Raw genomic sequence first — 13,461 nt, forward strand, 5'->3', positions numbered from 1 at the left:
CTGAATGTTTAACTAAAATTCATTTACATGAAAAAGAAAAACATGAGTGGCAGATTGCTTCTTTTTTGGGTATTATGTTGCATGATACCGATAGGAGTATTTGCACAAGGCATTACGGTGAAGGGTATCGTAGTGGATTCGAGTGGAGAACCGATAATCGGTGCTACCGTTTCGGAAAAGAGCAGTAAAACGAATGCGATTATTACTGATTTAGATGGAAGTTTTTCTTTATCTCTTTCTAAAGCAGGAAAAATTGTTGTTTCTTTTGTTGGAATGCAAACAAAAGAAGTGGATGCAGTGGAGGGACGCACAATGAGAATCATGTTGGAAGATGATTCACAAGTGCTGGATGAAGTGGAAGTGGTAGCTGTAGGTTATGGAAACGCGCGTCGACGGGACTTGACAGGCGCGATTTCATCGGTAGGAGAAGGTACCTTGAAGAATATTCCGGTCACTTCGGCTTCGAGTGCGATTACCGGTCGATTGGCGGGTGTAAGCGTTGTTACCACACAAGGCTCGCCGGATGCATCGGTAAGTATCCGTGTACGTGGGGGAGGCTCTATTACGCAGAGCAATGACCCGCTATTTATCGTTGATGGGTTCGAGGTTAGCAATATTGATGATATACCTCCTACTGATATTGAGAGTATTGACGTGTTGAAGGATGCTTCTTCTACCGCAATTTATGGTGCAAAAGGTGCTAATGGTGTCATTTTAGTTACGACAAAGAGCGGACGTTCGGGAAAGACAGAAGTTTCATTTAATGCATCGGTCGGATTCAATCGCTTCTATAATGAAACGGAAGTGCTGTCTCCTTATGAATATGTATATTTGCAACGCGAGCTTGACTCTTCGGAAAATGCGGGCTTTTTCAACCGTTTCGGACGTTGGGAAGACATTGATATCTATAAAGCGAAGCAAGGCACTGACTGGCAAGACATGTTGTTTGGCGATACAGGCATTAAGCAGAACTACAACCTGAACATTAACGGAGGCAGTGAAAGTTTGATTTATAGCATCAGCTATACACATGATGATGAAAGTTATATCATGCAGACTTCCAATTTCAAGCGCGACAACTTGAATGTGAAATTGTCGAAGAAATTGTTTAATGATAAAGTGCGTTTGGATTTTAATGCCAAGATGACACACCGGGTAATAGATGGTCCGAGTGTGTCAAGCGGCAATAAGTTGCGTGATGCCGTAAAATATCCTCCTGTAAAGACGTTGACCGAATTGTCGGATGAAGACTTGGCGGGTGATGATGCGTTGGAATTGGAGAATATCAATACCTTGAATGACCCGTGGTTTAATATTACCAATGAGTATAAGAAACAGACGAAGTTTAATAATAGTTATAATGTAGCTTTGACATGGGATATTATTAAAGGTTTGTCATGGCGGGCAGAAGGTACGTACGGATATACTTACGACCGTACGGACAACATTTGGCTGGCTAATACAAGTACGGCAAACGGACGTGCCGGACAACCGGTGGCACAACGCCAGTATTGGAACGGTAATAATTGGACGTTGCGTACGACGTTGAATTATGATGTTAAGTTGGCGGATATACATCGTCTGGACCTAATGGCAGGTATCGAAGCCAAACATTCAGAGCGTGACGAAATGGAAATCAATTCTGACTATTTTCCGGGAGATTATACCGTAGAAAATATTCTTTCTATGTGGAATAACGGTACGGCGGAGCCTACTTACACTACGATAGAAGAACCCAGCCGGAGCCTTTCCTATTTCGGGCGTTTGAATTATGTGTTGAAGGATAGATACTACCTGACTTTTACATTGCGTGCTGATGGTACGAATGTATTTGCGCCCGGCAATAAGTGGGGTATTTTCCCTGCAGGTTCGGCCGCTTGGCGTATCAGTGACGAAAAGTTTATGGAACCGACAAAAAAGTGGTTGAGTAACCTGAAATTGCGTGCCAGCTACGGTAAGTCGGGTAATGCGCGTGTAGGCTCTTATTGGCGACAGACTTATAGCCCGGTGACCAATATCAAAAATCTGTATTATCAGAATGGCATAGGGCAGAGCGGCTTGCAGCCTGCTACCCGTTTGCGTAACGAAAACTTGACATGGGAATCTAAGTATTCTACTAATGTCGGTTTGGATATGGGTTTTTGGAATAACCGTGTCAACTTAACGTTTGATTTCTATAACGATGTGACGAAAGATTTGATTATGGAGGTGCAGCTCCCTTCAAATTCGGGGTATCGCACACAATATCAGAATCTGGGACAGACTACCAATAGAGGGGTGGAGTTGACGTTGAATGCGAATTTGATTAACAAGAAGGATTTCTTCCTTGACTTTAATTTCAACATTTCGTTCAATAAGAATACGGTGGATGCCCTTTATGGTTCTGGAGGCGATACGGAAATGATTATTAATGGCGGTGCTGTGGAAGTCGGAAGTGATAACTATCGTATTTTTGTCGGCGAAGAGGTCGGATTGATGTATGGCTATGTATGCGACGGCATGTATTCATTTGATGATTTCACTTTTGATGATGCTTCTAAGAAGTGGGTGTTGAAAGAAGGCGTTCCTAACGTGACGGAAGAAGTATTGACTAACAGTGGGGATAATTTCGGTCCCGGACATATTAAACTGAAAGATTTGAACGGTGACGGTAAGATAGATCCGGATAACGACCGGCAGATTATTGGTCATGCGTTGCCTAAGCATACGGGCGGTTTCGGCCTGACGGCAGGCTGGAAAGGATTCGACTTAACCGCTCTGTTTAACTGGTCATACGGTAATGATGTGTTCAATGCCAGCAAGATTGACTATACATCTTATCAGGGCTCGAAACGTTACCAAAACATGAGTACGGAAATGAGCCTTGCCAATCGTTTCACAACAATTGACCCGGAAACCGGCCAGAACATTTATTCCGGTGAATTTGCCGATCCGGAACGTTTGCAAGCGTTGAATGCGAATGCAACGATGTGGCACCCATTGATGAATAATTCGGTGATGACAGACTGGGCGGTAGAAGACGGTTCGTTTTTGCGGTTGGGTACGTTGACGTTAGGATACACGTTCCCCAAGCAATGGACTAAGAAGTTTGGGGCGAAAAACTTGCGCCTTTACGTGACCGGGAACAACTTGTTTTGCATTACAGGATATAGCGGGCAAGACCCTGAAGTAAACACCAGTTCTAATAATATGGTCTTGGGATACGATTTGTCGGCTTATCCGAAATCACGTTCTTATATTGTTGGTTTAAATGTTACATTTTGAATAATAGAACACGTATGAAAGTATATAGATATTTAGCTGTTTTGCTTGCAGGATGTTTGATGTTGGGGTCTTGCAGCGATTTTTTAGATACGGAGTCCCCGTCCGAGCAGACATCACAAGTCATTTATGAGAATGAGGGATTGGCGCGTTCCGCCCTTATGGGAGTTTATTCTATTATGACCGGTACCTACGTTTATGGACAGAAGATGTCGGTCAATTGGCAGGGGGTGTCGGATATTGAGTTGGCAAGCGGTTATCAGGATGATCCGTCTACTTCCGGTGCGGATAATGGCATCGCCAATTATTTTTGTAATTGGTACTTGGAGAATACGAAATGGGAAGATATTTTTAAAATGGCGGAACTGGCGAGTACGGCGGTGGAAGGCATTCGGAATTCTTCTATGCTGGAAGGTTCTTCTACCTTGCGAGGTTATTTAGGCGAAGCGTTGGTGTTGCGTTCGTTGGCCTACTTCGAATTAGTTCGCCGTTACGGTGACATTCCTTATAAGGAAGGTACTTCAAATTCAGACCTTTCTAATGTATATATGGGCAAGATAGACCGCGACAGTATCTATAGCGGTATCATTCGTGATATGGAGGAAGCGATTGATTATTTGCCTTGGATGGGAGCTTCCGATTATAATGCGGAACGTGTGACGAAAGGTTTTGCTAAAGGGCTCTTGGCACGTATCGCTTTGTTTGCCGGAGGATGGTCGGTGCGCGACGGCAATCAGTTCCCTGATAATGGGAAGGTAGAACACTATCCTAATACGGAAGGAAATCCGGGAATGGCGGAAGTGAATGGCTATTATATCGGCCGTCCGCTCAATTGGCGTGATTATTATAAAATTGCGGCGCAACAATGTGCCGAGTTGATTGGTGATCCGGAGAATCCCCATCAGTTAGATCCTGACTATGGCGATATTTGGAAGACTGTTTGTGCAGACCAATATAATAAGTATAACGAAAATATGTTTGAAGTGGCTAATGGCGTTGGGTATAGTGGTGATATCGGTACATTGATGGGGCGCCAGATGGATGGAAATTTAGGGTACGGGCAGCGTGGCTTCGGCGGTACATACGTCAGCACGAACGCTTACTACTTCTATTCGTTCACTCCTACGGACCAACGCCGTGACTATGCTTGCTATTGGCCTACTTATAAAGCCGATTCCGACTGGGGAGACAAAGCCAACCGCGAAGTGATGAATAATGATATTATGAATGTACGTCTGGGCAAATGGAGTTTTTGGTGGACATCGGATACATACCGATCGATTGCGGCTACGGCTACAGCCCGTACTCCGACCGGCATCAACTGGATTCTGATGCGTTATCCGGATGTCTTGCTGATGTTTGCCGAGGCGCGGTATGCGCTCGACGGCAATGCCAATCAGATTGATCCGGTGGCGGGCATCAGCCCTCGCCAGGCTTTGGAGCAAGTGCGCGAACGTGCTTTCGGGGCAGGATCTCCGGAAATCGCCAACTATGACTCCGATTTCTTTGAAGCTATCGTAAACGAACGTGCTTGGGAGTTCGGTGGGGAAAGTATCCGTAAGCTTGACTTGGTGCGTTGGGGATTGTTGGATAGCAAAATCGAAGAGATGAAGCAAGCGATGCTGTACATGATGGACGGGACGAAGGAAGTGAGGATTTTCGATAAGGTTTACCAGCCGAGCAGTTTCCCGACCAAGTTGTATTATGCATACGATGGCAATAAGGAATTTATCGATTGGTCTACGGTGAACTTTTATTCGCAACGTAATGCGAATCCCGACCCTAATGTGTATCGTGAAATCAATTGGTTCCCCAATAATTATTGGGATAATGATCCGGAGAATCCGCAGACAGCCGATGACGCTGAAACGCTGATTAAGAATTCGGGAAAGGTTTTGGCCTGTGCTTCCGGCTTGCGCGCTTCGTATGATTATAGCAATCTGATCAGCGCTTTGCGATGGGGAAATGAGATTCAAACTTGGATAAACCAGAATATCCATCAGTTAGGTAATAATGAGTGTAATTATCGGCATCTTTACCCGATTTATTACGAAGATGTCTATAAGTCTGATGGTTACTTGTCTAATTCTTATGGGTATTGATAATCGAAAAAACGAGTTGTATGAAAAAAACTGGATTATATTTATTGGCAGGGCTATTCATTGGGGGAATGGCCGCTTGTGAAGATGCCAACGACTGGGGATACGATGCGGCCCACGACCGCCCGTTCCGTCCTACGCAGTTCGAAACGGTAGAAGAGCTTCCTACTTCGGTGCAAGTCAGTTTCAAAGGCGTGCAAGACGCGACGAAGTATGTGTTCGAGTTTAGCAAGGGCGATAGCCTGTTGTTCAATAACATTGTGCGCACAGATGAAGTGCTGGCGGATACGTTGACTCCTTTTAGCGAATCGCCGTTGGTGGTTTCTACAGAATACCGTGTTTGGTTTCAGGATTTGGACGGGACGTCCCGCTACTCGATTCGGATGAAAGGAGTTGATGAAAGGACAGGCCGTGAATCGGGCTACATCGCCCTTTGTTTTGATACGCCGAACGAGCAAATCTTTACCAATGTGATTCCGGGCACTAATTCTGCGGTACTGAATTGGGATGCCACAAAAGAAGCTACTACCATTAAGTACGGCGAAGAAGTGGAAACGCAGCCTGAAACGGAAACCACTCCGGCGGTTCTGGATACCATTTGGGCGGAGCCGGTTGCATTGACATCCGATATGCAAGGGCAGCTTACATTGGAAGGGCTGAAGAGCGGAACGAATTATATTGCCCAGATTTGGAACAATGCGGCAGATGAGGTGCTGCGGGGTACATACGATTTCCGTACGTTAGGTTCGGCTACGGCGGCGCCGATTGAAGTAAAGGCCGGGGATGACATCAATGCCTTGCTGGCCGGGCAGACGGGTGATGTGACGCTATCGTTCAGTGGCGATGCGGCCTATACAGCCGGAGAACTGATTGTGCCGGAAGGCATTGCCAACCTATATATTGCCGGCAATATGGTGAACGGGCAGATGCCGAAACTGACGATGGGTAAGTTTACGTTCCAAGCTCCGTTGAATAATGTCTATGTGCAATACGTGGATATTGTCAGCGATGGAAGTGCGCAGTTCTTGGTCGAAATCGGTGATGCGAACTTCTTCAAGAACATTACGTTCGAAGGATGCAACATCAGTGATGTGCCTCGCAGCATTGTCCGCCTGAATTCCGGCGATGCAGAAGTGGAAGGCATTACCATCAGCGGTTGCTTGATTCATAATGTGGCATTGAGCGGTTACGGATTATTGAATATCGGTAAGGCTAAATCGCTCCAGTCGGTTGTCATCCGTAATAATACCCTTTGGAATATAACGGACCAAATTATCGACTTGCGTGTGGAAGTAGAAGAATTCGAATACACCCAGAACACGTTCTATAACGATGCGAATACGGGAATTCCTAAGTTTTTCCGTCTTGACAAGCAGCCGAAGTCAATTACGGTAACCAGCTCCATTTTCTCGGGCCCGAATGGCGGAAGCAAGACGAACGCAGGAAATAGCGATTACAATTGGCTGAGTTATGCCGGTTGTTACCGCACCTCCGATTTGCAGATTGATAGTCGTGAATTTACCGATGCGCGCGTGTTGAGCTATACGGCAGCCGAATTGTTTGCAGATCCGGACAACGGTGATTTCCATTTCAATCCGGATTTGCATTTTGAGGGAGACGGCGAGGCCGGTGATTCGCGCTGGTGGACAAAATAAGATGCTAAATTGTTAAGTTAAATTAAGAGAGTCTTTCAAGCCCCCTCAGCTCCCCCTTGGGGGAAGTTGAGGGGGCTTTCTTAAAACCTCATCGAAGTATAAATCCCGACACATCCGTCGCCTGCTACGGGATTGATTGTCAGCTGATGCTTTTGGGCAAACGGGCGGGTGAAGATGTACGAGCATCCGGCGCCGATGGCTGCTCCGGCAAGTACGTCCCATCCGTCATGCTTTTTGCCGTATATCCGGCTCCAGCCCACGTAGGTGGACAGCACGTATGCCGGAAGCCCCCATTTCCAGCCGTACCGCCTTTGGATGAATGCCGCCGCGGCAAACGATGTGGCGGTATGCATCGAGGGGAACGAATGGCGGTCGCTGTGGTCGGGGCGGTCTTTCCTGATGCTGTACTTCAGGGCATACGTGACGCCTGCCGTGGCAAGGGCGGAGAATGCCCCTTGTTTCAACCCTTCCCAGTCTTTTTGAATCAATACGGCGGTCAGTCCTGCCACGGGAAGCAATACCGCTCCCACATCGCCCGACGTGCGCACCGCCTTGCGCGAACCGCTGACCTCGATTTGCTGGGCGGAAAGCGGAAGCGTAAGGAGGAGCAGGATGTACAGTGTAAATGCTTTCAGCTTCATCTGTTCAGTATAGTTTGGGGATAAATATCAAAAGCCCGATTGCCGCGGAAGCGATGGCGAGAATCAATACGGCTCCGGCGGCTAAGTCTTTGGTCCGCCTGATGGCTTCATCGTATGCTGGAGATACCCTGTCGGCAAGCGCCTCGATGGAGGAATTGAGGGCTTCGGCGGCAAATACCATGCCGATGCACAGGACGATGGCGACCCATTCGATGCGCGATAATCCGGCAAGAAAGCCTGCCGCCAGCACGCATGCGGTGATGGCGCAATGTATCCACGCATTATGTTCGTAGCGGACGAGCAGGTATATCCCGCGGAATGCATAGCGGAAACTCTTCATCCGCTTGCGGAAGGTAAAGCCGTCGTTTTTCATATCCTTACGCACACCTCTACCGGGCAATGGTCGGAACCGAATATTTCGGTATGGATGGCTGCGCTCTCCAGCTTGCCGGCGAGCCGTGCCGAGGCGAGGAAGTAATCGATGCGCCACCCCGCGTTCTTCTCGCGTGCCCGGAAGCGGTACGACCACCACGAGTAAATGCCTTCCTGTTCGGGATAGAAATAGCGGAACGTATCGATGAATCCCGCGTCCAGCAGGGTCTGGAACTTCTCGCGTTCCTGGTCGGTGAAGCCTGCGTTCATGCGGTTGGTCTTCGGATTCTTCAGGTCTATCTCCTTGTGCGCCACGTTCAGGTCGCCGCATACCAGCACGGGCTTCTTTGCGTCAAGTTCCAAGAGGTACCGGCGGAAGGCATCCTCCCACGTCATCCGGTAGTCCAGGCGCTTCAGTCCGTCCTGCGAGTTGGGGGTATAGACCGTTACTAAATAGAAGTTCTCCATTTCCAAGGTGATGACACGTCCTTCACGGTCGTGCTCGTCGATGCCCATGCCGTAGCTTACGTTCAGGGGCTGGTGGCGGGTAAAGATGGCGGTGCCCGAATAGCCTTTCTTCTCGGCATAGTTCCAATACGAGGTATAGCCGTCGAAAGCCAGGTCGAGCTGCCCTGCCTGCATTTTGGTCTCCTGCAGGCAGAAGAAATCGGCATTTAGCCGGGTGAATGCGTCGCGGAAGCCTTTGTCGCAGCACGCCCGCAGTCCGTTTACGTTCCAAGAGATGAGTTTCATACGCTTTTTATTTCTTTAAGTCAAACAGATAAGTCAGCCGGGCACCGATGTACGAATGTCCCGAACGCCCGAACGGGTCTTTCTTCGAATTGTTGTAGAAGTCGCTCAAGCCGTAATAATACCGGGCTTCGAGTATGAAGTTTCCGATGCCGGTACGCACTTCCATGCCTCCGCCTCCTATGATGCCGTAATCGAATTTCCGGTCTGCCATTTTGCCGTACTGTTCGTTGGGAGTGCGTCCCGAGGGGTCCCACGAGGCGCTCATCGTTTCTTTTTCCGATATCAGGTATCCGATTTGCGGGCCCAGGTTGAGCACGAAACGCACGCCGTTCCCCTTGTCTTTCCCGAAAGCCAGGTGGGCAAGCAGGGGGATTTCGATGTAGCTCATCGTGCGGTGGTAGGTGTCTCCCGTCCCGTCGTCGATGTTTTCTTTCCAGCCTCTTTGCGAGAAGTTTATCTCGCCTTGGATGCCGCATAGCATTTTGAAATATTTTTCGCCGATGTAGCGTATCGTGACACCGAATTCCGGACCGATGAGCTTGCTTTCCTTGATGCTCGGGCTAAAGCTGACCGAGCTGATGTTGACGCCGCCGTTTACGCCTATGGAGAGGTTGCTCCGCTGGTCTTGCAGTTGCGCCTGGGCGGGAGATGCCCCCAGCAGGCATAGTCCGGTAATGATAAGTATGTAAAGTCTTTTCATCATAAGTAGATGTTGAGAATTAGTTTATATAATGTGTCAGCTCAGAAACGCAGATTAACGCAGATTTTCGCGAATTATTATTCTATAGTAAAACAAAATTGGTTTGCGAAAAATTCTTGATGCATTGTCATCCTGAACGGACGTGAAGGATCTCGTGTACATCCACGTGGGTGCATCCGAGATGCTTCACTTCGTTCAGCATGACAAATGATTTTTCGCAATTCATTTCTGATTGACTATAATTATCTTGTTCTTAATCTGTGTTTCTGATAATATCATTTCATTTTGCATACTTACTTATTCGAAATCAAGTTTAATCAGTTCATAGTCTTGCGAGAAATGGACGAAGAATATCTTGCGGTTGATGAAGCCGCCCCAGTTGTTCACCCGCTCAAACTTGAATCCGGTCTGTATCGGCACCACCTTCACACGGCCGAGGTTTTCTTCCAGCTTGTTGCCTTGTTGCGAAAGCCCTTTCAGGAAGAAATATCCGATGTCGAAGCCCAGCATGCCGTATTTGGGGTAGATGTTTGCCATGTCCTTGCTGTACCAGTGGCGGTAGGTGTGGGTGAAATTGACCGCAGCCGGAAACAGGTTGTTGGTGTAGAACGACGAGTAGAAATACGTGTCCAGCTCGTAGAAGTTGGCAAGGAAATCCTGCGTGTAGGTCTGCCATTCGGGATAGCCGAAGAGGTGCATGTCGAAATGCGGGTGTTCCTTGCGTACCAGCGTGAGGTGGGGCACCAGCTTGGTCAGTGCCGTGCTGCGTGCCGATATGGGGATGAATACGTTTTGCCGGAGCGTGTCCATGGCGCCGATGACCTTGGTGCCGTCTACCTCGCCTTCCAGCCGGATTTGGCTGAACCGGATGCCGTTGTCTTTCAGCTCGCTTTTCATGCCTTTGATGAAGTCGGCTTTATCGGGGTCGGGAGTCCCGTCGTCGAGGAAGACCACGTTGCTTTTCCCGAACTTGCGGATGAAGTGCTCGTACACTTCCGAGTAGAGGTACGACTGGGGTGTATTGACCTGATAGAGCAGGGGGCTGTTGAACACCTCGTCCACTTTCGGCGCGAACGGCACCACCAGGCGGATGTTGTGCTTTTGCGCGAACTGGGCGGCGGGGGCGATGGAGCTTTGGTTCACGGGACCGATAATCAGGTCCATATTCTTCAGATTGCCGTTCGACAGGAGGGATTCCGTGCCCGCTTTCGTGCCTTTGGTGTCATACGCGTAAATGTCCATCGACACGCCTTGGCGTTTCAGGCTGTCGGCGGCTATCAGGAAGCCTTCGTAAAACTCTACGATGCGCGTCTGCGGCTCGCGCTGCGTGCCGTTCATGCGCGAGAAGGGGAGCATGAGGGCGACCTTTATCGTGCGGATGGATTTCTTCTCTACGGTGTTCTGGCTGAACAGTTCTTCGTTGGTCGGTTCGCTTGCGGGGCGTTCGGGCTGTGTCTGGGCTTGTTCCTGTTTCGGATAAGGGATAAAGAGGAATGTCCCCCGCTTCAGTTTTCCTTTTTTCAGTTCCGGATTGGCGGCAATCAGTTCTTCTTCCGTGATGCCATATTCCCGGCTGATGCTGTAAATGGTTTCCCTGCGCTGCACCTTGTGCATGGTCTGCCATTCGTCTTCTTTTTTCTCCGTTTCGGGAGAAGTTGTTGCTGCGGTTTTTGTTTCCTTGGCGGGAGCGGCGGTCTGTGCCGGAATTACAATCACCTGCCCGATGCGGAAATTGCCGGCGCTCAGTCCCGGATTGGCGGCGCAGATGGCTTGCGCCGTAATCCCGTATTTCACGGTGAGCTGGTAAAGCGTTTCTCCTGCCTGAATGGTATGGTATTGCGGAGCGTGCTTGTCCGTATCCGTTGCTTGTGGAATCTTCAGTGTTTCTCCGGCACGTATTTTCTCGTTGCTTCCGGGGTTAAGGCGTACGATATCATCCACCGACACATGATACATGCGCGATATCGAGTACAGGCTCTGACCTTTGGCGACGGTATGCAGGAAGAATCCCGCATCGCCCGCGGTCTGTGCGTTCAGTACGGGATGCCCCATTGCGAGTGCAGCCGCTACGCAAAGAATATGAATGAATTTCATCTTTTTGTCTCTTGAATTGTTTAAGCAGACAAAAGTACGCATTTTTATCGGGAGGCTAATGGATATTCCCAAGAATTTGCTCTCCGTGTAAGATTTTTTGGGAAATAAAAGTTCGCCACAGAGAAAAAAGTAAAACAAAATTGGTTTGCGAAAAATGGAATGGAACACAGAGACACGAAGGCACAGAGTTTTATTTACGATTTTACAATTTACGAAGTACAATTAGAAACTGTTTTGAATTTCTCCAAAAAGTTTTTCTTGGCTTGATGCATCCGTTTTCGTGTGTGCTTTGGGCGATTTTTTGGTCCTTTCCGCTTCTGTTCTTCGTCAGATAGCCCGCTATCTTCCTCATAGTAAAGACGCAAGATTTTGCGTCTCTACAAAAACTCATCCCAAATCATCGCACGATAAATTCAAAACAGTTTCTTAAATCCTTAAAATAGTAAATCGTACATAGAAAAATAAATTTTTCTCCGTGTCTCTGTGCCTCTGTGTTCAATCAAAGAAGCCCGTGTGAAGTTTTATCGCCTGCCATGTGAGCCGGTACGAGCGTCCGTATTGCCTCACACGGCAGGCGGTGTTTCTTATAGCCTGCCGATACGCCGGATGGCTTCCTCGCAATCCTCGCGCTTGCCGAAGGCGGTGAGGCGCAGGTAGCCTTCGCCGCTGGGGCCGAAGCCTACGCCGGGCGTGCTGACGATGTGGGCACGGTAAAGCAGCTCGTCGAAGAACTTCCACGAGGTCATTCCTTCGGGAGCCTGCACCCACAGATAAGGCGCGTTTATGCCTCCGAACACCCGGTAGCCGGCACGGGTCAGGCCTTCGCGCATCGTACGGGCGTTTTCCATATAGTAGGCGATGGTTTCCTTCACCTGTGCCCTGCCTTCGGGCGAATAGACCGCTTCGGCACCACGCTGGGTGATGTAGCTGGTGCCGTTGAACTTGGTGCACTGGCGCCGGTTCCACAAGGGATTGAGCGGGACGCGCTCGTCATCGAGGGTAGCGGCGGTCACTTCCTTGGGCACCACGGTATAGCCGCAACGCACGCCCGTAAAGCCGGCGGTTTTCGAGAAGCTGCGTATCTCGATGGCTACTTTTTTCGCCCCGCGTATCTCGTAGATGGAATGGGGAACATCGTCATCGTGGATGTAAGCCTCGTAGGCGGCATCGAAGATGATAAGCGTATCGTTAGCCAGCGCATAGTCGACCCATTGCTTCAGCTGGTCGCGCGTGAGCGTGGTGCCTGTAGGGTTATTGGGATAGCACAGGTAGAGCAGGTCGATGCGGTGGTCGGGGATGGCTGGGACAAAGCCGTTTGCGGCGGTGCAGGGCAGGTAAGTAATGTTGCTCCAGCGTCCGTCTTCGCCCAGCGTACCTGCACGCCCGCACATCACGTTGCTGTCGATATAGGCAGGATAGACTGGATCGGTGATGCCCATGCTGTTATCCCAACGCAAGAGTTCGCCGATATTGCCCGTGTCGCTCTTCGCCCCGTCGCTGATGAATACTTCGGAGGGGCTGAGCTGGATGCCGCGCGGCGCGAAGTCGTGCTTGATGATGGTTTCTATCAGGAAATCGTATCCCTGCTCGGGACCGTAGCCGTGGAAGGTCGCGGATGATGCCATTTCGTCCACGGCGCGGTGCATTGCCTCGATGGATGCCTGCGGCAGGGGACGGGTCACGTCGCCGATGCCCAGGCGGATGATTGGTTCGCCCGGATGGGTTACTTGATAAGCCTTTACTTTTTTCGCTATATCGGAGAAGAGGTAGCTCCCCTTCAGTTTCAGGAAATGTTCGTTGAGTAGTGCCATATTGAGTTTTTGAGTTCTTGAGTTTTTGAGTTCTTGAGTTTTTTTGAAACGCAGATTTCCGCAGATTAACACAGA

At 49.2% G+C, this 13,461-nt stretch carries 9 protein-coding genes; 3 read left to right on the top strand and 6 right to left on the bottom strand.

The features are described from left to right. Window positions 1-27 precede the first annotated feature (27 nt). Genes BACSA_RS13545 through BACSA_RS13555 form a run of 3 tightly spaced genes read left to right on the top strand, consistent with a single transcriptional unit; the run spans window position 28 to window position 7,015 of the window. Window positions 28-3,264, top strand: a complete 3,237-nt coding sequence (locus tag BACSA_RS13545) for a SusC/RagA family TonB-linked outer membrane protein (RefSeq protein ID WP_013618601.1) — start codon at window positions 28-30, stop codon at window positions 3,262-3,264. A gap of 14 nt (window positions 3,265-3,278) precedes the next feature. Further along, window positions 3,279-5,363, top strand: a complete 2,085-nt coding sequence (locus BACSA_RS13550; protein ID WP_013618602.1) for a RagB/SusD family nutrient uptake outer membrane protein — start codon at window positions 3,279-3,281, stop codon at window positions 5,361-5,363. Window positions 5,364-5,383: 20 nt separating this feature from the next. Beyond that, window positions 5,384-7,015 carry a DUF5123 domain-containing protein gene (locus BACSA_RS13555; protein ID WP_013618603.1) on the top strand — a complete coding sequence of 544 codons (1,632 nt, stop codon included), beginning with the start codon at window positions 5,384-5,386 and terminating at the stop codon, window positions 7,013-7,015. 80 nt (window positions 7,016-7,095) lie between these two features. Here BACSA_RS13555 and BACSA_RS13560 read toward each other — a convergent pair whose 3' ends face one another. The 6 genes from BACSA_RS13560 to BACSA_RS13585 form a co-directional block, all read right to left on the bottom strand. Further along, window positions 7,096-7,656, bottom strand: coding sequence for a phosphatase PAP2 family protein (locus tag BACSA_RS13560; protein WP_013618604.1), 561 nt, complete (start codon window positions 7,654-7,656; stop codon window positions 7,096-7,098). Window positions 7,657-7,660: 4 nt separating this feature from the next. Beyond that, a complete protein-coding gene (locus BACSA_RS13565; RefSeq protein WP_013618605.1) occupies window positions 7,661-8,029 on the bottom strand; it encodes a diacylglycerol kinase family protein in 369 nt (122 codons plus the stop codon). After that, a complete protein-coding gene (locus tag BACSA_RS13570) occupies window positions 8,026-8,781 on the bottom strand; it encodes an exodeoxyribonuclease III (protein WP_013618606.1) in 756 nt (251 codons plus the stop codon). Before BACSA_RS13570 ends, BACSA_RS13565 begins: the two co-directional genes overlap by 4 nt. Before the next feature lie 7 nt (window positions 8,782-8,788). Further along, window positions 8,789-9,484: a porin family protein gene (locus BACSA_RS13575; RefSeq protein ID WP_013618607.1), complete on the bottom strand. Its 696-nt coding sequence runs from the start codon at window positions 9,482-9,484 to the stop codon at window positions 8,789-8,791. A 294-nt stretch (window positions 9,485-9,778) separates the two neighbouring features. Then, window positions 9,779-11,575 carry a LysM peptidoglycan-binding domain-containing protein gene (locus tag BACSA_RS13580; protein ID WP_041584041.1) on the bottom strand — a complete coding sequence of 599 codons (1,797 nt, stop codon included), beginning with the start codon at window positions 11,573-11,575 and terminating at the stop codon, window positions 9,779-9,781. A 584-nt stretch (window positions 11,576-12,159) separates the two neighbouring features. Further along, window positions 12,160-13,386 carry an LL-diaminopimelate aminotransferase gene (locus BACSA_RS13585; protein ID WP_013618609.1) on the bottom strand — a complete coding sequence of 409 codons (1,227 nt, stop codon included), beginning with the start codon at window positions 13,384-13,386 and terminating at the stop codon, window positions 12,160-12,162. Between the last annotated feature and the right edge of the window lie 75 nt (window positions 13,387-13,461).

Source organism: Phocaeicola salanitronis DSM 18170, assembly GCF_000190575.1.
Lineage (GTDB): Bacteria > Bacteroidota > Bacteroidia > Bacteroidales > Bacteroidaceae > Phocaeicola > Phocaeicola salanitronis.